Annotated in this window: 22 protein-coding genes and 1 pseudogene; 13 read left to right on the top strand and 10 right to left on the bottom strand. The window is 56.5% G+C overall.

Going from position 1 to position 21,788, the window contains the following annotated elements; genetic code table 11:
* Positions 1–41: 41 nt before the first annotated feature.
* Positions 42–695, bottom strand: coding sequence for a DUF305 domain-containing protein (locus AC6I6L_RS12420; RefSeq protein WP_497918076.1), 654 nt, complete (start codon positions 693–695; stop codon positions 42–44).
* Positions 696–925: 230 nt separating this feature from the next.
* Here AC6I6L_RS12420 and AC6I6L_RS12415 point away from each other — a divergent pair, with 230 nt between their 5' ends.
* On the top strand, positions 926–1,288 hold the full coding sequence (locus AC6I6L_RS12415; RefSeq protein WP_497918075.1) for a hypothetical protein: 363 nt from the start codon (positions 926–928) through the stop codon (positions 1,286–1,288).
* 38 nt (positions 1,289–1,326) lie between these two features.
* Here the strand turns inward: AC6I6L_RS12415 and AC6I6L_RS12410 are convergent, their stop codons facing one another.
* On the bottom strand, positions 1,327–1,992 hold the full coding sequence (locus tag AC6I6L_RS12410; protein WP_497918074.1) for a hypothetical protein: 666 nt from the start codon (positions 1,990–1,992) through the stop codon (positions 1,327–1,329).
* 273 nt (positions 1,993–2,265) lie between these two features.
* Here AC6I6L_RS12410 and AC6I6L_RS12405 point away from each other — a divergent pair, with 273 nt between their 5' ends.
* Positions 2,266–2,868, top strand: a complete 603-nt coding sequence (locus AC6I6L_RS12405) for a DUF998 domain-containing protein (protein ID WP_497918073.1) — start codon at positions 2,266–2,268, stop codon at positions 2,866–2,868.
* 37 nt (positions 2,869–2,905) lie between these two features.
* On the opposite strand, the gene AC6I6L_RS12400 is transcribed toward AC6I6L_RS12405, so the two are convergent.
* Positions 2,906–3,919 carry a tyrosine-type recombinase/integrase gene (locus tag AC6I6L_RS12400; protein WP_497918072.1) on the bottom strand — a complete coding sequence of 338 codons (1,014 nt, stop codon included), beginning with the start codon at positions 3,917–3,919 and terminating at the stop codon, positions 2,906–2,908.
* 480 nt (positions 3,920–4,399) lie between these two features.
* Between AC6I6L_RS12400 and AC6I6L_RS12395 the strand changes: the two genes are divergently transcribed.
* Positions 4,400–5,251 carry a hypothetical protein gene (locus AC6I6L_RS12395; protein WP_497918071.1) on the top strand — a complete coding sequence of 284 codons (852 nt, stop codon included), beginning with the start codon at positions 4,400–4,402 and terminating at the stop codon, positions 5,249–5,251.
* 36 nt (positions 5,252–5,287) lie between these two features.
* Here AC6I6L_RS12395 and AC6I6L_RS12390 read toward each other — a convergent pair whose 3' ends face one another.
* Positions 5,288–5,662 (bottom strand): ABC transporter permease, encoded by a 375-nt coding sequence (locus AC6I6L_RS12390; protein WP_497918070.1) that lies wholly within the window; start codon positions 5,660–5,662, stop codon positions 5,288–5,290.
* A gap of 135 nt (positions 5,663–5,797) precedes the next feature.
* Here AC6I6L_RS12390 and AC6I6L_RS12385 point away from each other — a divergent pair, with 135 nt between their 5' ends.
* The 4 genes from AC6I6L_RS12385 to AC6I6L_RS12370 all read left to right on the top strand — a co-directional run bounded on the left by AC6I6L_RS12385 (position 5,798) and on the right by AC6I6L_RS12370 (position 10,110).
* Positions 5,798–6,640, top strand: coding sequence for a hypothetical protein (locus AC6I6L_RS12385; RefSeq protein WP_497918069.1), 843 nt, complete (start codon positions 5,798–5,800; stop codon positions 6,638–6,640).
* A 67-nt stretch (positions 6,641–6,707) separates the two neighbouring features.
* Positions 6,708–7,589, top strand: coding sequence for a DUF6920 family protein (locus AC6I6L_RS12380; RefSeq protein WP_497918068.1), 882 nt, complete (start codon positions 6,708–6,710; stop codon positions 7,587–7,589).
* Between the two features lie 383 nt (positions 7,590–7,972).
* Positions 7,973–9,250 (top strand): MFS transporter, encoded by a 1,278-nt coding sequence (locus AC6I6L_RS12375; protein WP_497918067.1) that lies wholly within the window; start codon positions 7,973–7,975, stop codon positions 9,248–9,250.
* Positions 9,247–10,110 carry a bactofilin family protein gene (locus AC6I6L_RS12370; protein WP_497918066.1) on the top strand — a complete coding sequence of 288 codons (864 nt, stop codon included), beginning with the start codon at positions 9,247–9,249 and terminating at the stop codon, positions 10,108–10,110. The genes AC6I6L_RS12375 and AC6I6L_RS12370 overlap by 4 nt, the downstream gene beginning before the upstream one ends.
* 115 nt (positions 10,111–10,225) lie before the next feature.
* Here AC6I6L_RS12370 and AC6I6L_RS12365 read toward each other — a convergent pair whose 3' ends face one another.
* Positions 10,226–11,119 carry an alpha/beta hydrolase gene (locus AC6I6L_RS12365; protein ID WP_497918065.1) on the bottom strand — a complete coding sequence of 298 codons (894 nt, stop codon included), beginning with the start codon at positions 11,117–11,119 and terminating at the stop codon, positions 10,226–10,228.
* 567 nt (positions 11,120–11,686) lie between these two features.
* Between AC6I6L_RS12365 and AC6I6L_RS12360 the strand changes: the two genes are divergently transcribed.
* Positions 11,687–12,562, top strand: a complete 876-nt coding sequence (locus AC6I6L_RS12360) for a CPBP family intramembrane glutamic endopeptidase (protein WP_497918064.1) — start codon at positions 11,687–11,689, stop codon at positions 12,560–12,562.
* Positions 12,559–13,365, top strand: coding sequence for a CPBP family glutamic-type intramembrane protease (locus AC6I6L_RS12355; RefSeq protein ID WP_497918063.1), 807 nt, complete (start codon positions 12,559–12,561; stop codon positions 13,363–13,365). Before AC6I6L_RS12360 ends, AC6I6L_RS12355 begins: the two co-directional genes overlap by 4 nt.
* Before the next feature lie 164 nt (positions 13,366–13,529).
* Here AC6I6L_RS12355 and AC6I6L_RS12350 read toward each other — a convergent pair whose 3' ends face one another.
* Positions 13,530–14,228, bottom strand: coding sequence for a LiaF transmembrane domain-containing protein (locus AC6I6L_RS12350; RefSeq protein ID WP_497918062.1), 699 nt, complete (start codon positions 14,226–14,228; stop codon positions 13,530–13,532).
* Positions 14,229–14,511: 283 nt separating this feature from the next.
* On the opposite strand from AC6I6L_RS12350, the gene AC6I6L_RS12345 reads away from it, so the two are divergent.
* Positions 14,512–14,685 carry a hypothetical protein gene (locus AC6I6L_RS12345; protein WP_497918061.1) on the top strand — a complete coding sequence of 58 codons (174 nt, stop codon included), beginning with the start codon at positions 14,512–14,514 and terminating at the stop codon, positions 14,683–14,685.
* Between the two features lie 79 nt (positions 14,686–14,764).
* Here the strand turns inward: AC6I6L_RS12345 and AC6I6L_RS12340 are convergent, their stop codons facing one another.
* Positions 14,765–15,538, bottom strand: coding sequence for a 2-oxo acid dehydrogenase subunit E2 (locus tag AC6I6L_RS12340; RefSeq protein ID WP_497918060.1), 774 nt, complete (start codon positions 15,536–15,538; stop codon positions 14,765–14,767).
* Positions 15,535–16,128, bottom strand: a complete 594-nt coding sequence (locus AC6I6L_RS12335) for a flavodoxin domain-containing protein (protein ID WP_497918059.1) — start codon at positions 16,126–16,128, stop codon at positions 15,535–15,537. Before AC6I6L_RS12335 ends, AC6I6L_RS12340 begins: the two co-directional genes overlap by 4 nt.
* Before the next feature lie 185 nt (positions 16,129–16,313).
* Between AC6I6L_RS12335 and AC6I6L_RS12330 the strand changes: the two genes are divergently transcribed.
* The 3 genes from AC6I6L_RS12330 to AC6I6L_RS12320 all read left to right on the top strand — a co-directional run bounded on the left by AC6I6L_RS12330 (position 16,314) and on the right by AC6I6L_RS12320 (position 19,216).
* A complete protein-coding gene (locus AC6I6L_RS12330; RefSeq protein ID WP_497918058.1) occupies positions 16,314–17,201 on the top strand; it encodes an ArsR/SmtB family transcription factor in 888 nt (295 codons plus the stop codon).
* 225 nt (positions 17,202–17,426) lie between these two features.
* Positions 17,427–18,347: an ABC transporter ATP-binding protein gene (locus AC6I6L_RS12325; protein WP_497918057.1), complete on the top strand. Its 921-nt coding sequence runs from the start codon at positions 17,427–17,429 to the stop codon at positions 18,345–18,347.
* On the top strand, positions 18,344–19,216 hold the full coding sequence (locus tag AC6I6L_RS12320; protein WP_497918056.1) for an ABC transporter permease subunit: 873 nt from the start codon (positions 18,344–18,346) through the stop codon (positions 19,214–19,216). Before AC6I6L_RS12325 ends, AC6I6L_RS12320 begins: the two co-directional genes overlap by 4 nt.
* Positions 19,217–19,227: 11 nt before the next feature.
* On the opposite strand, the pseudogene AC6I6L_RS12315 reads toward AC6I6L_RS12320, so the two are convergent.
* Together AC6I6L_RS12315 and AC6I6L_RS12310 are read right to left on the bottom strand one after the other, a co-directional pair.
* A pseudogene (locus AC6I6L_RS12315) lies at positions 19,228–20,242 on the bottom strand (tyrosine-type recombinase/integrase).
* Between the two features lie 169 nt (positions 20,243–20,411).
* Entirely contained in the window at positions 20,412–21,749 is a 1,338-nt protein-coding gene (locus AC6I6L_RS12310; protein ID WP_497918055.1) for an RNase J family beta-CASP ribonuclease, read from the bottom strand.
* Between the last annotated feature and the right edge of the window lie 39 nt (positions 21,750–21,788).

Below are 21,788 nucleotides of genomic sequence, written 5' to 3'. Positions count from 1 at the left end.
GACAGAAATTCCCGAGAGAGCCCGAATAGTGGATTCGGGCATCAACAATCCCAGTCATCTTGCCACCCCTCCATCAGTTCGATCTCTTCTTGCTGGGACTCGATAATATTCTCTGCGAGGTCGGCAACGCGCTCGGATTCACCCTCGTCGAGAACGTGCTCGGACATCACGATGGCACCTTCGTGATGGCGAATCATGTGTTTGGCGAACAGGCAATCGAACTCCTCGTTTTCGGCGCGGCGGAGTTCCCGCCCGTCGTCATGGGTCATCATGTGCTCTCGCGGCATCATCTCCTCCATCTCGTCGGGGTGCATCCCGTTTCCCATCTCGTCATCGTCGTCGTGCATCCCATCTCCCATGCCATCACCGCGCATCATGCCACCCATCTCATGAGGCATCATACCGCCCACCTCGTCACAGCCAGCAACTTCGGCGTCGTCGAGCAAGTCACACATGAGATCGATCTCTGCTTCTTGCTCCTCGATGATCTCCATCCGGAGATCGAGTAATTCCTCCCGATCGGTTCGCTCCGGGATGAGTTCGGCCATCTGGATCGCTCTCTCGTGATGGGGAATCATCATCCGCACGAACATGATATCCACATCGTTGAACTCCTCATCCTGTGCGAACGCGATCGGCACCTGTGTAAGCGCCAGCGCGCCAGCCGCTACCTGTAGTAACTCACGTCTCTCCATTGCTGATCAGAACACAGCGATCCGTGTTCTGTCCGTAGCAGCACGGCTGCGAGGTTAACATTCACAGTCAGATTATGAGAGTGTAACTAAGCCTGAACGGTAAGACCTATCCACGATTCGATGAATGCTGATCCATTTCAACATACATTTCCTCTATGCCCGAAAACCGCCAGGTCTGGAGCTTTACGGGAGTCATCTTCGCAATCCTGTACGCATCGAACGTGTCGATAATGTATATCGTACAACTGTTCGTCTACATTCCGAGGGAGCAACGTGGTGACCTGAGTGAGAGTGAAGCGATTTTGCTGTCGGATACATTCGGGTCGTTCCTCCAGGCAGTAGACGGGCTCGGCTATCTGTTCATGGGACTGGCGTTCTTGGCTGCCGCTCCAGTCTTCATCACTCGCGGCCCAGAGCGGTGGATTCGATGGGGTTTCATCGCTAACGGTCTCGTCACCGTTCCGGTATTCCTCACGTATTTCGTCGATCCAGCGTTTATCCTGGTGGCAGGATCGTGGATCATTGCGGTTCCCGCTGCGACCGGTCTCGTTGCGATCAATTTCCGTCGGCAGCGTCGTGCCGTCACGCCGTAACGGGTCGCTCATCCCGAGCTCAACGGTACGGACAGCGATCACGCACTCGCATCAGACTCTGTTGGCCGGGCTGAGGAAATGCTCTCGTCACGATCGAGGCGTTCAGCGCGGACTTTGATCCCGCGGATCAGTCCACGCTCCATGATGAAATGCGGGAGTTCGTACGCCAGATATCGGAGGGCGTACCCGATGACTGTTCGGGGTTTTGGCTTTCGCCCCCGAACGATGAACCGCGTCGTCTCCCCGTTCGTCGAATCGAGATGGAACGTCCACGTCCCGTCGTCGTGTCCCTGGAGGACGAGCGTTCGGTTCGGTTCGATTCGTTTGACGATCATCGACGTGACCGGACTCTGTAGCCAGTACTCTTCGTGAACCATGCGAATCGTATCACCCTCTTCCAGTTCCTGAAGCTCCGAGACGATTCGATCGACGTTGTGGATGTCGGCACCGACGAGATTTTCCAGCCAGGTGTAACTGTAGAAGCCACCGCGTCCCTGTCCGAGTTGAACGATCCACGGCCACACGTCGTCACGTGGTGCCTCAACCGTGATCGCGCGGGTGGTTTCATCGCTCGGTTCGGGAACGAGGTCGTCGCCCGGCAGCTGTCGGCCGATCTCCTCGTCGGTGGCACCCCACGTTCTGTGCCACGGCCGGAGAAGAACATGATAACTCGTTACGAGCCCGGCCAACAGGAGCAGAATCAACGCACCGTCGTGCCGACGGGGTGCCGTCGAGGAAACTTCCGTTGTTTCTTCCCCTCGTCGAAAATGCGTGGCTGACTCGGATCGTGCGCGTTGATGAAATCGTCTCGGTATGGCTCCAAACATGGTCCTCACTGTAGCTCAATAGACCTCACGACGACAAATAACGGAACGTCGAGTTCATCGGGTGGATCGCTTGATGCCGATGGGAATACACTCTTCCACCTAATTTGGTTTCGAGATCAGCTCTTAGAGGCTGTTCGACTAAGAACTTCTATGACTAACGGACAAGCGTACACGGCAGCTGGGGTCCTCGCGTGTCTCGTGACGTCTGCTCTGGCGTTGGCGTTTGCCCCGATGCTCATGCCGGCGGGCTATTCCGGGATCTCCCATACGACGAGCGAATCGGCGGCCCAGGGGATTAACGGGGCGTGGCTCACACGTCTCGGATTCCTCCTCTTCGGCCTCGGCGTTATCTGGCTGGCAGCGCTGAAACGCCGTGCGTGGGGCCGCTGGGGGACAGTCCTCCATATCAGCTTCAGGATATTCATGATCGCTGCGGCTGTGTTCTCCGCCCGCCCGTGGGACTCGAATCTTCCCTACGATCCAATTGAGGAACTCCTGCACTCTGTTGCCGCAACGGTAGTAGGTTTCAGTTTCGCTTTTGGCGTGGTAGCGATCACCTTGCGACGTGCGAATCACGACTTGACATTTCGCTGGCTCGATGCGGCCGCCATCGCCGCGTCGGTAGCGCTTCCAGTAGGTATGATGTTGGCAACTGATGTCGCCGGCGCGCTGCAACGGGGAATATTCCTCGTAGCGTACGCTTGGTACGCACGAGAAACACTGCTGCTTATGAGGCGGGTAGCTGGCGAATAGAGGGGGATAACATCCACATCTCCGAGACGTATGTCAGTTAATCGTCCGGGAGATACTGCCGGCGCTGTCGAAGCTTCTCCCGTTCAGATCGCTGGTCATAGTGACGGTCCAGAACCGCCTCGCTGGCATCCATTCGATCGCTGACTACGTTCTCAGGAACGTCCGATTTCAGAAAATGAGTGATCGCGCCCCGTCGGACTGGATGGGGACTCAATGAGGAAGGACACGCATGTGAGTGTTCAGTAGGTTGGGCATCACAGCTGTCAAGATCCCGAGCGTGAGGGCAACTATCAGTGTAGACGCACGGACGCGTGTACTGGTAGACGATCGTCTGGCCACGGGTTCGACTCAAGCGATCGATTTTCGTCGCAAACAGCGGCTCACGGTCATGCTGATCAACGATTCTCGGATGGTTGACGGAGAGCCAGTCATCTAAGACTTCGCAGACCGGGTCACTTAGCGCGACGAGTCGTTCGCTTTTTTGCCCATTCTTGAGTGAGGTCCCTTCCTCGGGCCGGTGAACAAGCGTGAGGTACTGCTCATCGCTGTTATAGTCCTTCCTATCGAGCCCAATCGCTGCGCCGATACGGAGTCCCGTGTGCCAAAGGACCTCCATTAGTGCGTGTTCTAAGCGCGCGTAGCGATATTGGGCGAGGAACTGGAGCACCTGCTGGGCACGATCGGGATTCAGTAATTCGGATCGAGCATCGTCTTCGGTCGTCGTCGGAAGGATGATTTTCTCATCGAGCCCTGGTTCTACCGCATCGATCGTCGAACAGAATCGGAGGAACATTCTCAGGGTTGCCAGCTGCCCCTTCATGCTGGCGGTTGCCAGCCCGTCCTCATTCCTCCGTTTCACACGAAACCGGTGGATGTCTCGCCCGCTAAAGTCGTTGAGATTGTCGATACCGTCCTGTTCACACCACTGGACGAACTGCTTGAGACGATACCGGTGAGACTGGATTGTCGCGTCTGCGAGTTCGTGTCGCCGTTCGTCGAGGTACATCTGCATAGCCTCTGCTGGTCCGAGAGGTTCGAGGTGGTCTGTCATGGTCTCTCACTGAAGGCCGAAGACAGCGAGTTCTAAACGCTAGTTTAGGCGCTTCTCGCGTCCACTAACAGCTGGCTGAGAGTCCCGAAGATTCTGGACCTTCCCCGTCAGGGCCCATGGTTTGGGTGAATTGGAGTAAGAGGCTCACTGGGGGCCAAAAACGGCGCTTATTCAATTGCAGAACTCTTTGATCTGACGAGAGCATCCAGCATGTGCAGGGTTCTGAGCCAGTGGAATTTGGTACTTCGTATCTCGCACGACTCACCCGTCTTATACAGCAAATGGCAGAATTGGCGTATAACATTCAGAGGTTACATCCATCAGGAAAGCTATCTTCAGCGGACGTGACGAGGCCTACATCTGGAGTCTCACTAATCAACTACGGGAACTGGGTGCGTCACAACTAGAGGGATCAGTGGTTCTCACCGGATAGGTGCTGCAAGTAAAAGCTAATCCCCTTCGTTGCTATTTTTCAATACAATGGTCCGCCAGCTCCACCGATGGCATATCGTCTCGACGGTCGTCATTCTCGTTCTTGCTGCTGTTTCATCACTGCTCGGATTGTTCCGTACTGGTCACTATCGGGCCCCACCAGAACTCGTAGAAGCGTATCAAATACAGGACCTTACGATCCTCGTCGTCGGTATTCCTGTACTCGCTGCTGGGCTCTGGTACGCAATTCGGGGCTCGGTGCGGGGGCGAATCATCTGGATCGGTGGTTTAGCATATATGACGTACATGTGGGCTAGCATCGCCATCCAAATCCCGTTCAACGAACTGTTTCTCGTCTATACCGTACTGTTTGGGCTCTCACTCTTCACGTTCGTCGATGGGATGGTATCGACTGACGCTGAGAGAATCCGACAGACAGTGGAAGGACAAATCAACGTGGCACTGTACAGTGGAGCGCTGACCGCCATCGGACTCGGTCTTGGTGCACTCTGGCTGTCGGATGTCGTACCGCCGCTACTCACTGGGACGACACCGAGCCTCATCGAAGAGTCCGGCCAACAGGCGATGGCGACTCACGTCATCGATCTCGGCGTCGTGGTACCGTCGATCCTCCTCTCTGCAGTGTGGTTGTATCGCGAGCGCACTTGGGGATACGTCTTCGCCGGGGTCGTATTGGTCCTGGGTGCAACGCTCGCGGCACCAATTAGTATCATGACGCTGGTGTTTATGATGGGTGACACCGTTAGTGTCAGCCCCATCGCAGCCGTATTCACGTTTCTGCCGGTCCTCGTATCAGTGTTGTTGGCCGTAACCTATCTCCGCTCAATGGGGAGCCGAACGCATCCCTCAGCGGACGAGAACCATAAGCAATCTGTCTAACCTCGCACTCAGCACCACCCTGACAACGTATCCGTGTCAGATGAAATAGGAATACACCACTGCGACGAGGATTCCCAGGTTGACGACGATGCCAGCGTAGGCGACTGTGTAGTCAAGGGTGGTAAGGGCCAGCGAAAAGATCGCAACCGCACCCACCACCAACGGCCAGTAATCCCAGTCTACGAGTACTGCGGCGGCGGCAGCGACGAATCCGATGGCAGCCACTGCCCAGAGCATCCCGAACACACGGATACCCACGTCTCCTACATTCACCGCACTGCCGAGGAGCGTCGTCTTGTACGGGAATTCGGCGACATCGGCAAGTTCGAAATACACGGCGGTGCCGAAAAGATGAACCATCCCATGTCCAACGAGGATGATCGGTCCCACGTACGTCAGAAGACTCTTCATGTCTTAAACGATACAGTGTCTCAGAATGATTGTTCCGGTCTATGAGCTCCTGTGCCGAATGCAGCGTCCCGTCACCGCCCGCGTCGAAGGCTGCACTGGCGCACCGCGGTGCCAACCGGAGCGACTCCTGAGGCGGTGAGCGTGTATAGGCCACCGATCCCCCGCTCGTACCGTCTCGCATCGCTCACGACGCTGATACTGACGACAGTTGCCACCAGCGTCGGACTGTTCGTCCCGAACTTCTACCACGATCATCCAGTGTTGCTCCCGCAGATATACGGACAAGACCTGTTAACGCTCGTGGTCGGCGTTCCAGCCCTCGCTATTTCACTGTACTACGCGAACCGTGGATCACTACGGGGCTACGTCGTTTGGCTTGGCGTGACTGGCTACCTGTTGTATACCTACGCTTCGTACGCCTTCATGACTGCGTTCAACGAACTATATCTCGTGTATACGACGTTAGTCTGGCTGACGTTGTTCACGTTCGTCGGCGGGATGGCTCGGCTCGACGCAGCGACGCTGAAAGGGGACCTCGGTGAGGCCTCCGTTCGCCCCTACGTCGCCTTCCAGCTATCGCTGGCCGTATTAGTCTCGTTGCTATGGTTCTCAGAGATTCTGCCGGCGACCCTCTCGGGGACGACACCGGCGAGTATCGCCGAACCGGGACTCCCGACGTCAGTAATCTACTCGCTGGATCTTGGTATCATCGTTCCCGCATTTGCCCTGACGGCCTCCTGGCTCTGGAACCGTCGGGCCTGGGGATACGCGTTCACCGCCGTCCTGCTCGTGAAGATCGCCACGCTCGGCGGCGCAGTCTTAGCAATGGTCGGGTACATGATCCTCGATGGGCAGGCCGTGCCGCTGCCCCAGATCCTCATCTTTGGAACGCTGACGGCCATCAGTCTGTGGCTGATGGGTCGATTTCTGGTGGCAATCGATCCCGAGTCCGACCCGGTCCGGGCAGGAACATCGTAGATGAGCCCTCTGCGATCCGACGCTGTCAGTGGAATACCCTTAAGACGCGGGCCGCGGTCCTGTACCCATGCGACACGCACGTATTCTCAAACGCATTATCAGTGCGTCCGTTGCTCTCTTTATCCTCGGTCTCGCCGGCACCGTCTGGCGCCAGCATGAGACGGCCCGGCGTGTGGACGAACTTCGTCAGTCAGCGAACAGTGGGAGCGAGGCGGTGTTCACGGAAGATGACGTAGAAGGATTACCCGACCCTGTCCGTGAGTACCTGACCAACGCACTCCCGCAGGGACAACCGTACGCTGATCTGGTCCAGCTCGAACAGAACGGCAAACTGCGCCTGGGTGATGCGTCGTCACCGTGGAAGCCGTTCACCGCGACACAGCACGTCACCGTAGATCCGCCGGGATTCTATTGGGACGCGTCGATCAGACTCGCCCCGCTTCTCTCGTTGCGCGTCCGTGACCTGTTCTGTGACCGTGAAGGCACTGCGAGCCTGTCCCTGTTGGGCGTCATCCCGCTCGATAGAGCCAATTCGAGTCCGGAGTTAGAAGAAGCAGAATTGATGCGCTATCTCGCCGAGGCCGTCTGGTATCCGACCGCGCTCCTTCCCGCGGCGGGAATCGAGTGGGAGTCGATCGACGACAGTACGGCGAAAGCGACCGTCAAAGACGGACACGTGTCCGCCTCCCTGACGTTCTCGTTCAACGAGGACGACGAGGTGACCAGGGTCCACGCCGATCGGTATCGACGCGTGGATGACGGGTACGAGCTGACGTCCTGGTCGGGCTACTGGCAGAACTACGAGACGCGAAACGGCGTACGTGTGCCGACGGAGGGGGAGGTCGTCTGGCATCTTCCGGACGGTGACGTGCACGCATGGCGGGGACGGGTCACAGACATACAGTACGACGAATTCCGATCCTGTCGTGGACGTGAGCGACGACCCTGACTCTCTTCGCCTCGTCTGAATTCGATACCGGACAACGACTCCGTCTTCGTCCACCGACACTGCACGGGGTGTCGATGGGACTACTCGGACCATCGAGGGGGACTGGATGCGGTTGTCATCGGCTGGACCGTACTCGCGCTCGTGACGCTTCTGATAGTCCAACGATAGCCGTCACGAAGACTACCACAGAGAAAGCAACGATCGCACCGTGAACCGGTGGTTGTTCTAGTATCGAAAAACTATTCATCGGCGTACAGTGGAGATAGTATTCTACTGCTCCGTGACGGATACACAAGAAGACCTCAAACATATTTGAGTTACATTGCTGCCAATATGTAGGGATAGAGACAATATTTATGCCAGATTGAGGATTACAGCACGCTATGAAACTCTTCGAGTTTACCCGTGAGCGCCAGTGGGTCCCCATCACTGGATATCTGATCTACGTGTCTGCGCTCACGGCAGGGTACTATTACAACCTCACGTTCGTCCAACTGGGGCTGACCGATCTCGGAACGCAGAAGATCGGTATGCCCCCCGGGGACGTGTCGATAGTGATGGCCATACTTGCGCTGCTCACTCTCGTTGCAGCCGTCGTCAGCGGCGTCCTGATGGACCGGCGTGGATGGAGCACTGACCTGTACGTGAAGTTCCGGTTGCTCTTTCTGGTCATTTTTGTCCAACTGCTTCTGACGGTCGCTGCCCCACACGTGAGTACGATCGAACTGTTCGTGCTCTGGGTGATCGTCTGTTCGATGGCGCTCGGCGTCGGAATTCCGGTGTCTTTCAGCTTCATGCTCGATTTCGTTCCCGTGAGGGACCGCGGATACGTCGCTGCCGTCGTGGCAGGATTGTCGTTCTTCGTCGCAGCCCTGTATCCGATCGAGTGGCGAATCGACGAGTTTAGTCTCGTCATGAGTGCAATGATGGTTCCAGCTGTCCTCGTTCTCGCCGTTCTCTCTGTCAAGCGGTTCCGATTCGTCGATAGCCTCGCCAGTCAACACGAACGCGACACGTTCGGAACTGGCCGATTCTGCCGACCGGTACCGGTTCGGACGGTTAGTTTCGCGTTCCTGGGACCGGTTCTGTTGATGTTCGGCGTCTTCTTCATCGATAGCCTGGGCTTTCTCCGGATCATCGAAACGCCGCTGTACATCTACACGTCCTGGCAATCCCCCGACCTGAGCGTCCGGTTGTTTATCGCTGGCTTGCACGTCGTTGGGGCGCTCGCCGCTGGCGTCATCTACACGAATTTCGACCGAAATTGGCTGTTCTTCTGGGTGTTCGGCCTGTTCGCGTTCACGCACCTCCTGTATGTATTCCATATTCAGTTTGGAGCGGGTGATACCCCACCACTGGCACTGCCGATGTTCTACGTGCTCGCCGTCAGTTTCTACACGACACTCAACTTTGCGCTCTGGCCGGATCTCTCCACGCCCGAGACGATCGGCACGCACACGGCCCTCGGCGTCGGGATAGCGGGGTGGCTGGCGACCTTCTTGAGTACCTCGCTAGCGCTGTACTCCGAGGGGGTCGGACTCTCACTGCTGAACCATCTGACGTACGTGAACGCGCTGGCACTGCTGTTCGTCGTCGCACTTCCGGTGCTGCTATACGTGCATCGGATGGTTGAATTGGCTCGTGGAGGGACGACGCCATGAATCTGGAACTCATCCCGCTCTTGATAATCGTGCTACTCATGATTTCGGCGGGTGGTGCAGACGTCGAAACCACCGAGTTCGTTATTGAGGGAGACCACGAGATAACCGAGCACCGAGGGGCGTTGATCGTCGGGGATGCGACGGTCACGGTGCCGGCCGACGAAGCGGTGTCCGGTCCAGTCTACGTTATCGGTGGCGAGTTCCGGGTCCATGGAACAGTCGACGGTGACGTGACGCAACTCTCTGGATCACTCGTCGTCGAGGACGGTGCAACGATCGATGGAGAACTCCAGCACATTGGTGGGAGCGAGGAACTGTCTACCGAAGCAACAATTATGGAGCGGACCACTGTCGCGTTTGAATCCGCCGAACCCGGCCCGATCGCCGCGTATACGCCGATCGTGCTGACGACATTGATACTAGCGCTTGTGGGAGCGTTGCTCTCCCGAAAACAGGAACTACTACTCGATAATGTCGGGGCAGCCGCGAAAGATCATCCACTGATCAGCCTCACCGTGGGAGCACTCCTCTCCGTAACGTTCCTCTCCGTGTTTGTCTTCATGGCGTTTACCCTGATCCTCCTTCCTGTGAGCATACTCGGTCTTCTAATTGGTTTGTTGATCATTGCTTACGGAATCATCGCACTGGGATATCTCGCTGGTCGACAGTTGAACACCCCGCGAGTTGGGCTGGCGACCGGTCTCGGAGTCGTTGTTGTCATGGTGCTCTTACAGGTGATCGGGGTGATTCCGATCCTCGGGGACCTGATCACGGGTGGGCTTCTCCTGACCGGGCTGGGGGCTGTCGTACTAACGTACTTCGGACTGCAAGAATTCGAACCGGTATCGCTTCCGGAGTGACGTGGAGATTAACAGGCAGGAAGTAGCCGAATCGTCTCCTCACATTGCAATTATGACTGGACGCCCGCTGTCTCCGTAGGCGTAAGAGACGACACAGTGATCTTCGAGGACTCACTCACACGTCGGCAATCGAGCGCTGGATGTGAGTCCGTAGTGCGGCAGTGGCGAGTGAACCGGTGACGTGGCCTTTCTCCAAAACCCCAATATCGATCCCGTCGTATGCTGATCGTTGCTTTTCGAACTCGATGATCCGATCGTAGCGAGCGAGTAACGGATCACAGTCGTCGGAATCGGCGTCGGTGAAGCGGTCCTCAAAGTCGAGAACGTTGCGAAGTACTTCCGGGCTGGTTAGCGCTGGTTCAGCTGCCAGTTTTCGATAGATTGACGATACGAACATTTCTCCAAGTCGTGCCCCCGCAAACATCGGAACGTACCGATCGATACCCACACAGTAGGTGCGATGGAGATTGACAGCCCAGCCACCGAGACTGATACCCGCGGCAAGGATAGCAGGGCAGCCAGTCTCTCGTAATCGATCGGCCAGTGCCTCCATGAGCACAGCCGACGTAGCGAGCATCCCAACGAAGTTTTCGAGGTCGCCCATTGCCCGTATGTACTCCCTGTTCGAGCGGTCGTGAAACGGGGCTCGGAGGGCGATCAGGTTGACGTCTGGGTCGGCGTTTGTCCCAAAGAGGCGACGGAACGAATTTGAACTGAATCGCCCGAAGTCGAACGGTTGCTCGCCGCTTCCGTGATGATACAGCAGGGTCGGTACATCTGGCCCTCGCCACTGAGCGACGAGATATGCTGCCTGGAACTTCCCAACTGGAGTGGATGCAGATACTTCCTGAACACTCCCGGTCCGAACGTCTTCGATATCGATCGCGGTACCACTGACGACGTCACCGATTGGAGCGCTGGAGAGTGACCGCGAAAAGAACCCGGAATTTCGCACGAGTAGCCCACTCATCGAGATCGTCGCAACGTCGAGGAGTTCGTGTCTGTTCATCGGTCTCGTATCCCCATCTCATCGTAGCTCATTATAAGTTAATCACTACTGTCAGTAACCCGTGACCGCGACAATCTGGCTGGCTTCGCGGTAGTTCGCGGCGGCGAGGAGTGCAATATCAGCAACGAAGACGACGAGTTCACGTCGAGAAACGGTCCAGTCCCGGGGAACGGGTGTGCTCGAAATCCTCGCACCACCGGAGGCGGCGATCGCTGGTGTCGGATCATCACTTCTCTCGTTGCGACCGCGATGAGCACGAACGCGGTTAATTCGAATACTCCGTTCCGTCCCGGTATCGTCGCAAGTAAGGGAGATCCGCACCGTAGCGAGTGTGGGGCCTCGGTATCCAGACGAGCGCGCCCTGAATGGTCGTTACGACGACTACCAACATTTCAGGGGTACGTTCATCGACCAATTGGATAGTGATAGATGGATACTCAATATTCCGCTAGCTCGTAAGGCATACAATCATGTCAGCGTATCATCTCAAATTCGGAACCGTGATTGTGTTGATAAAACATAACCAAAACGACATGTTTATCAATATAGTCCAGTTTATTACGTCACATGTCGAGCAATCGGTTTCCCTGGATAGATACTCATCCCGTTGTTGCATTTGTCGTTGGCGCTTACGCATTCACATGGATGGTCTCGGCTCCAGCCGCGTTCATGGAAGAAGGTTGGACTCCGTGGATCCTCATCTACATCGGCAGTTTTGGCCCACTAGTGAGCGCAGCGGCAGTCACATGGTTGCGGGGCGACGAGGTCAGGGTCTGGGCACGCCAGATCCTCCGGTGGCGGGTCGGCTGGCGCTGGTGGATAGCCGCGTTCGGGGTCCCGATCACTATCGTGATGGTCACCACAGTCATTCTCCTGATTATTGGCGGACCAGTCGATCTCGATCAACCCTTCCAGTCGCCCGTTCTGATCGCCATCGTCTTCCTATTTGGTCTCACCGTTAGCGGTGGGTTGAACGAAGAGCCAGGGTGGCGCGGGTTCGCGCAACCCTATCTCAACGACCGATACGATGCGCTGACGGCGAGTCTCATTATCGGCGTGATCTGGGCCGTCTGGCACCTCCCGTACTTCCTCATCCCTTTCGCCCCCCATTCCGGATTCACCGTCGTCAATCAAGTCGGTTGGTTCGTCGGTATTATCCTATTGTCAATCATTCTCGCGTGGGCCTACAACAGCACTGGGAGCGTGCTGATCGTGATGGTCCTCCACGCCATGGTGAACACCGCCGACATCCTCCTCCCGCTGGCTCCCGATCAACTCGTCGTGGATGATGTCATCGTCGAAACCGCCGTCGCAACGGTCACCGTCACACAGCTCGCGGTCACACTCCTCGTCGTCATCGCTATCGTGGCGTACTTCGGCCGGGAATCTCTCGCTCGCGGTGAGATACCGGGAGTAGCTTACCTAAGAGGTGAGAAGCGATGAGTGGAAACGGACAATCCTCCTCACACTCACTGATTTCAGTACGAACATTCGGGTCGTTGTTCGGGCTGGGATTCGTCGGGATCGTCGCACTGGTGCTCACGATGCTCGTTCTAGATCCGAGTTACGCGGAACAGGCGGACCAACTCGGGGTGTCACTCGAACCCCTGGCGATCGCAACCGGTGTTCAGTCGGCCGTTATGCTCGCGGCCAGCGTGCTCGTAGGGCTGTTTCTCACACCACGAGTCGGATTTCAGTCCCACATCGTGAATCGCGTCGTCACCGGAAAGACCATTCTTTCGAACGTTCGATCGGAACTCAGACCGGCCGTCGGCGGAGGCATCGTAGTCGGCGCTGTCCTCATCGTTAGTAACTGGCTCGTGCCGACAGTCAGCGAGTCGGCACCAGAGATGACCGTCGGATCGTTGCTACAATCGGTTCCGCTTCGGATCCTGTACGGTGGTATCACGGAGGAACTCCTGCTTCGCTGGGGCGTGATGACGCTGATCGCGTTCGTCCTCTGGCAACTTACTGGGAAGCGGTCTGATGAGCCCGGGTCACGGCTGGTCTGGACCTCGATTATCGTCGCCGCCATACTGTTCGGCGTTCTTCACCTTCCAGCAGCTATCTCCGTGTACGGGCAACTCACCGGAGGGATTGTCGGGTTCATCGTCGGATTGAACGCGATCGGCGGGATCGTGTTCGGCTGGCTCTTCTGGCAGGAGAGTCTCGAAGCAGCAATCATCGCTCACGCCCTCGCTCACGTCGTCGGCGTCTCGTTCTGGCTCGTCACACTACTCGTCTGAGTTAGCGAGCTACCATTTCGTACGGTTGCTGAGTTATGATGACCGCGTCTTTGTTCCTTTTGTTCTCGTTCTTAGTCAGCATCTAGGGGTGGCCGTGGCACCGTATCTGCGTGAGATCTGGCGGCTCAATCGATGAACTGCCGCCGATTCTATGGTTCGAAAGATCAATCACGGATTTCTATGTCGCCGAAGAAAGCGACGCCTGACACGATCAGATCCGGATCTCCATCCGCATCACGACCTTCAGCGCGACGTGGTCGGCGGTCAATAATGTCGCCCAAGATAGAGATCGTCTCGAAGCGAACCTCCCACTCGGGCGGGACGCGCAGTTCCGCATCACCGAACACGGACACGACCTCTACGCTCGCAGGACGCGTTCTGACGCTCGCATCACGGAGGTCGAGTTCGCTATCACCGAAGACGGCGACGAGTTCCGCACCAGTGAACCGATCCGTGGTGATTCGTCGCTCGTCGCCCCCGAAGACGCTCACAACGGACACTTCGCCGATTGCATCGATACCCTCCAGTCGAACACGTTGCCGTCGCCGCGAGCGACCGATCATGAGCAGAAGGCCAAACAAGACGACGAACAGCGGCCACCAGGTACCGATCGCACCGTCCGGGAGGACACCGACGTTTCGAAGGAAGAACGTTCCTGCGATGGCGATGATCATGACCGGGCCGACGAGGTTGCGGAATTCGCTCCGAATCAAGGCCCACGCGCCCACCAAAACGAACAGCGCCGCGATCCAGCCCCACACCGAACGCATCTCGACGATTCCCGTCGTCGAGAGTAACAGCACGAGTCCGATAAGTACGATCACGCTCCCCGTCGTGAGACGTTCCGATAAGTTCCGCGTCATTACTGTAGATCACGATCAGGATACATAAGTGAATTGTTCAAATACAGAACAACAACAATTGGCTCGCCGAGTAGCCCGGTACTGTAGGGCTAAGACACTCAAGCCCGATATGTAACCGCTTCCCGTCACGATCTCTCGGTCTTACCATTGGCTATAGCATCCGTTCGAATCCATCGATACAGCCTGTTTGTCTCCGGGTTCGATGATCTCGCCGTGACCAGGGATGACTCGGTCGAAATCCCATGCAAGCACGTCCTGAATAGACCTGCGAAACGATGCGTCATTGGCGATCGTTCGCGCCACGCAGCCGGCAGGGTCATCGGTTACGAGCCTCGATCTCGCAGAACTCAGTGTTGGCTGGATCGTCTTGTTAGCGCTGCTGGTCGGATACTGGAATCTCGTCCAGTTCCTGTTGTTCCCGTACGAGGTTCGCGGGATGGAACGCGATCTAAATTGAGAAACGTATCTCCGATTGGAGATATCCCAGTCTGGCCACACCAGCAGCGAGGTCGGTAGTCAAATTTCGACGAATTGCGTTATAGCTCCTCAGGCTCTTCAATAACCTCCTTCAGCCGTTGAACGAACCGGGTTGCCGGTGCTCCATCGACAACGTCGTGGTCGAACGTCGCCGTGACGGACAGGTACTCGCGGGGCTCGATCTCGCCGTTGACGATCCCCGGCTTCTGGTCACTCCCGCCAACCGTGAGTTGAAGTGTGTAGTTCGTCGGCGTGATTCCCCACCCACTGCCGGTTCCGAACATTCCGACCGACGACACTGCTACGGTGCCTGCGATACGTTTCCAGCGTCGAGGAAACCACTGCGGGAGCCGAAAGAACAGCCGACGTATGGGTCCGGGTAGGCGAAAGGCCAAGGAGGCAAACCCCGGCTGTTGTCGTTCGCCCGGGTCCGTCTGGACTGTTCGAATTTCGTCGTGAATCGACTGCAGTGACCGCCGATTCGCCGCTCTGATGACGTGCGGAACGCCGATTCGGTTGCCATCGATTTTGACTTCGATGATGACCATCACGTCAACGTCGTCGAACTGAACGATCCGTCCCCGCCAGTCACGGTATGCGTTGACGCTCGGGTGATCTTCGATGGTTCGGGCCAGACAATGCACGAGAAACGCGGTGAACGAGAGTTGCTCGCCCGTTCTTTCCTCTCGGTCGTGAATACGCTGCTTGGCCTCGGTTACGTCGAACTCGACGAGCCCGTGAATGACGCTTCGACGGCCAGCCATGCGCATCGCGTCAACGGTTCCTCGCCGTTGTCTCGGGAACGTCTCGATCGTATCACGTGGCTCGCTCATTCGAGTTGTGCCTGGTCGTCAGCAGTCGGAGGTGTGATTCCGAGTCGTCCTTCGACGAATGCAGCGACGTCGGCGGCGAACGCCTCGACTTCGTCCCAATCCGTGAATTCGACGTCCCCGGACGGAGCCGCCTCGGGCATCTCGGTCATGTTTCGCTTGGCAATCTGTTTGATGACCAATCCTTTCAGGAACCCGTACTTCGTGTACCGCAACGCGCCACCGAACAGACCAATTCGATCGGGATGCCAGTCGGTTCCCTCGATGAACTCCTCGACGTAGCCAGCCGCCTGGGCTTCCCCGCCTTCGTCGGCTGAGGACAGCGATACCTGAAAGAAGGCGGTTGGTTTCGTCGCCAGCGTATCGCGGTTAGTTGTGACGAACTCACGGACCGATGGCTGGTGTTTGCCGGCGTGAATAGACGCGCCGACGAGGATCGCGTCGGAGTCGTCGACAGCGAAATTCGGCGAAATCTCACTTGCGTCCACCATCGTGGCTTCGTGGCCACGGTCGGTGAGCACGTCACTGATGCGAGTTGCAACGTTTTCCGTCTGTCCCTCACCGGTTCCGTAGAGCACGAGAAACGATGCCATGGTGAATCCCGTTGATCTAGCCCTGCAATGGCAATAAAGGGATAGCGGGTTTCAGAACTCATCCTCGTTCGGGTTGGCCTCTACCAGCCACCCGATGAACGTACTCTTCGGAGCGATAGTTCGTGATTGAGGGAGGCAACTGTTCTTATCTCAGTGGACGCACAGATGGGAAGTAGGACCTATCCATGGGAGTAAATCAAAACGATCAGATCGATCAGGAGGTGGTTGACGCTATCAGCGCGCTCGGAAATTCTCAGCGTTTGCAAATTTTACTGGCGTTAGGTGAGGTGGAACGAGAGCATCACGAACAGCGGTTCACGATGACGTTTACGGAATTATATAATGCGGTAGACGTCGATAGTTCGTCTCAGTTTTCGTATCACCTGAATCAACTCGTTGGACAGTTCGTCAGTGAGACACCAGACGGATACCGCCTGACGTATAGTGGGACCAAGATCGTCCGAGTTATTCGCTCCGGTGTCTACGAGAGTGCGGCAGCGTTTGAGGATCAGGAGATTTCCGGAGCCTGCGTGTTCTGCGATGAAACGACACTTCTGGCAACGCTCGACGTCGATCAGTTTCGTATACTATGCACGTCGTGTGACGCGATTCTCATTACTGATTTCTGCCCGCAAAGCCAAACTCGAAACCGAACCTCCGCGGAGATAATCGAGAGTTTTTGCTATCGTATCTGGAGTATGTACATTGACCTCCGAGGTGGTATCTGCCCGGAGTGTTTCGGCCCTGTCGATACTGTTGTTAGCCGGTATGAACACGGTGAAAACGCCCACCACATCTACAATAGCTCGTGTCGTGAATGCCAATTCTTGGTCAGTATGCCGGTCGAAGTACCGATTGCGTTTCACCCTGCTGTCCTCTCCCTATTCTGGGAACACGGTATATCGGTACTCGATGTTCCTCTCTGGGAACTGTACGAGTACATCACATCCGACGTGATTGCAATGGAGGTCGTCTCTGACGACCCGTTCGAAGCACGGTTCACTGTTACACTGAACGACGAGTCACTGTCTCTCAGAATGGACGATACCGTGACTATCACACTCGAACCGTGATCACGGGGAACCCTATTTTGCACGGCTAAGCCACTGAGATCTCGAACCGGAGTACCGGCTCATCGAAGCGAAGTTCGCGTAGGTGCGTACAGATCGTCTCAAATCTATTTGAGTTGAGTACCTGTCAATATGTAAGATAGACAACAATATTTATGCCAAAGCGATGATTGAGTGCCCCTATGGACAATCGAACACCAACTCTAAACTCCTTGTTGAGGTGTGACTATGGCCGCGATTGAAATCGAGAACCTCACCAAACGGTTCGGCGATGTCGTTGCTGTCGATAATCTCTCACTCCGGATCGAAGAAGGAGAGATATTCGGGTTTCTCGGCCCGAACGGCGCGGGAAAATCAACGACGATCGATATCTTGCTTGATTTCATCCGACCGACCGATGGGACCGCGACGGTACTCGGCCACGATGCCCAGATGGAGGGTGAGGCGGTCCGGCGGCGAACGGGAGTCCTCCCTGACGCCTACCACGTATACGATCGACTCACCGGTCTCCAGCACATCGAGTTCGTCCTGGAGATGAAAGGGGTAGACGAAGATCCGATGGCACTCCTCGAACGGGTACGAATCGCCGATGCTGCGGACCGAAAAGCGGGCGGGTACTCGAAAGGGATGCGTCAACGACTCGTCCTTGCGATGGCTCTCGTCGGCGATCCGGATCTACTCGTTCTCGACGAACCATCGACAGGGTTAGATCCGAATGGGGCCCGCGAGATGCGCGAAATAATTCGAGAAGAGAACGATCGAGGAACGACCGTTTTCTTTTCCAGCCACGTCATGGAACAGGTCGAGGCAGTGTGTGATCGTGTGGCGATCGTTGATCGGGGACAGCTCGTCGCCGTTGACACGATCGATGGACTCCGTGATGCGACCGAAACAGGAGAAACCCTGTACATCTACGTCTCTGAGATCGATGATGGGATTGTAGAGCAAGTGTCGGAACTCGACGGGGTCGGACGTGCCTCAGTTGATGATGGCCGGCTTCGGGTCACCGTTGATGGTGTCTCGAAGTTCGCCGTGTTGCATGCAATAGACGCTGATGTTGTCCCCATCCAGGATTTCTCGGTTGCCAAATCCTCGCTCGAAGATCTGTTCGTTCGGTATACCAATGACGAACAGGAGGTGCAGGCATGACTTGGTTTGTCATTTCGAAGAAGGATTTCCGAGACGCCGTCCAGTCACGGGCGTTGTGGGCACTCGTTACGGTATTTGTATTGCTCTCGGTGATCTCCGCGTACGCGTACATCGAAGTGCCAGAGATGTTCGGCGAGCCAGCGGGGGCAACGTTTGGTGGACTGATCTTTTTTATTGTCGGTCTCACTGGGCTATTTGTTCCCATCGCAGCCATCGTCGTTTGCTACAAATCTCTTGCTGGGGAGCGTGAATTGGGAAGCATCAAACTGCTTCTTTCGTTACCGACCACACGGTTGAACGTCTACGCAGGGAAAGTCGTTGGACGAGCGGCGGTACTTGCATTTGGGTTGGGTGTTGGACTCGTAATTGGACTCGGATTCGGGTCCTTACTCCTTGGTGGGATCCATGTCCTGTCGGTGCTGGTCTTCGTTCTCGTTACAATCGCATTTGCAGCGATCTACGCCGGAATTATGGTTGGGCTGTCGGCCACGACAGGATCCACGTCACGAGCCACGACACTCGCTCTCGGCTTCTTTGTCGTGTTCGAACTGTTCTGGGACGTCGTCCCAATGGGGATTCTATATGTCACCGAAGGCTTTTCGCTGCCGGCCGAAATCCCAGATTGGATCTTCCTCGTCACTCAGGTTTCGCCGTCGTCTGCCTACTTCACATCAATCGTTGCGCTGTTACCCGATCTTGCAGACGACGTTGGTGCTGATCCAGCGCAGGCTGGCGGAGGCGTCGAAGTAACGCTTGCCGAAGCCGACCCCTTCTACGTAACTCCCGAGGTCGGTCTCATCGTACTCGCCCTCTGGCTCATCGTTCCGTTCGCCGTGGGATACTACCGATTTAATTCTGCAGATCTGTAGCGCCGCAGTCATCAGTTGTCAGGGAGATACCGTCGTCGCTGCCGAAGTTTTTCGCGTTCTGATCGCTGACCGTAGTGGCGGTCCAGAACCGCCTCGCTGCAATCCATCCTATCACTCACGACGTTCTCGGGAACGTCAGATTTGAGAAAATGCGTGGTCGCACCACGTCGAACTGGGTGAGGACTCAACGAGGAGGGACACGCATGCGAGCGTTCGGTGGGTAGCGCGTCACAATTATCCAGATCCCGCTCATGAGGGCAATTATCAGTGTAGACGCACGGGCGCGTGTACTGGTAGACGATCGTCCGGCCACGCGTTAGACTCAAGCGAGCGATTTTCGTCGCAAACAGTGGCTCGCGTTCGCACTGATCACGGATTCCAGGGTGATTAACTGAAAGCCGGTCATCTGAGATTCCGCAAACTGGGTCACTCAGCGCGACGAGTCGTTCGCTCTTTCGCCCATTCTTGAGCGAGGTGTCTTCTTCTGGCCGATGAACGAGAGTGAGGTACTGCTCGTCAGCGTTGTAGTCGTCTCCATCAAGCCCGATGGCTTCTTCAACGCGCAGGCCAGTGTGCCAGAGGACTTCCATCAGCGCATGCTCCAAGCGTGCGTAACAACAATTGGTCAAGGAACTGGAGCACTTGCTGAGCACGATCGGCATTCAGTAATTCGGATCGAGCATCGTCTTCGGTCGTCGTCGGGAGGATAATCTTCTCGTCAAGTCCTGATTCTACCGCATCGATCGTCGCACAGAAGCGGAGAAACATTCTCAGGGTCGCCAGCTGTCCTTTCATACTGGCTGTTGCAAGATCGTCTTCGTTTCTGCGTTTGACGCGGAATCGGTGGATGTCTCGCCCGCCAAATTCGTTGAGATTGTCGATACCGTCCTGTTCACACCACTGCACGAACTGCTTGAGACGATACCGGTGTGACTGGATTGTCGCGTCTGCGAGTTTGTGTCGCCGTTCGTCGAGGTACATCTGCATAGCCTCTGCTGGTCCGAGAGGTTCGAGGTGGTCTGTCATGGTCTCTCATGAAGGCCGAAGACAACGAGTTCTAAACGCCACTCTTGGCGCTTGTAGCGTACACTAACAGCTGGCTGAGAGTCCCGGAACATTTCGGGCGTTCCCCGTCAGGGGCCCCGATCTATACACTCGCTCTATCACCACCCGCGGGAGCGGTGTGCAATGCGATTTAGTTTATCTGGATGACGTTCCCGTTCGACGTAGCGTGTAGATCCTCCCCGAGTGTGTATCCCTGATCGGATGCGAGATCTACGTATCCCGAAAATCCGCTGAGATCCTGGTGTGCCGGGATGATGTTCTCTGGTTGAAGCGCATCGAGCATCGTGTAGTGTCCTTCCTGGCAGAGGTGGCCCGAAACGTGAATGTCGGAGTAGACGCGCGCTCCTTGCATGCCGAGCAATTTCTCCGCTTGATACCGTTGCCCCTCGTTGGTCGGTTCGGGAATGACGCGTGCGGAGTAGACCACTTTATCGCCAGGTTCGAGTTCGAACGCGGTTTCACCGCGAGCCATTCGCGTGAGGAGCGCCCGCGGTTCGCCCTGGTGGCCCGTGACGATCGGCAGGAAATTTTCTTTGCCGTCGTTCATGATCCGCTCTAGAGTCTGTTCGATCGAGCGGCGGTAGCCAACCATCTCGACGTCCGATGGGAAATCGACGCCGATTCGCTTCGCCGTCCCCGAGTACGTTTCCATCGATCGACCGAGCAAGACCGGCGTCCGTCCGATCTCTCGTGAAAATTCGATGAGCGATTTGACCCGGGCGATATGGCTTGAGAACGTCGACGCGAGGATTGCACCATCGTAGTCTTCCATGCTGTAGAGGACGTCCCGGAGGTGTTCTCTTGCGACGCTCTCGCTGGGAGTCCTGCCTTTCTTGTTCGCGTTCGTACAGTCTTCGATGTAACAGAGGACACCTTCACGACCGATCTCACGGAAGCGGTTCATATCGATCGGGTCGCCAATGACCGGCGTGTGGTCGATGCGTTTGTCCAGTCCGTAGACGACCGCACCCTCTGGCGTGTGCAAGACCGGGTTGATCGCCTGGATGATCGAGTGGGTGACGTTGACGAATTCGAGTTCACAGCCGTGGTCACCGATCGGCATCGTTTCGCCAGCCTCCATTTTGACGAGCTCGTTATCGAAGTCGAACTTCTGTTCTTCCTCGATCTCATCGCTCACGAGTTCGATCGTAAACGGCGTCCCGACGATCGGTGCGTCGTACCGGTGAGCGAGTTTGCTGATCGCCCCGATGTGATCGAGGTGGCCGTGCGTTGGGACGATCGCCCGGACGTCCCCTTCGAGGTCGCTCATGACCCGATCGTCGGGGATCGCACCCATGTCGATCAGGTCGAGACTGTGCATCCCTTCCGTTCGGATGTTATCGTGGATGAGGACCTTCGACAGGTTCAGTCCCATGTCGAAGATCACGATGTCGTCACCGGCGCGAACAGCGGTCATCTGTCGTCCGACTTCCTCGTACCCGCCTATTGTCGCAATTTCAATTTCCATTGGTAGACCCGATCATAGCAATCCGTCGGAACGGTTCGC

It is taken from the genome of Halosolutus sp. DAT137 (assembly GCF_059736405.1).
Note: the sequence above shows the minus strand (reverse complement) of the source record. Positions and strands in the feature narration are given on the sequence as shown.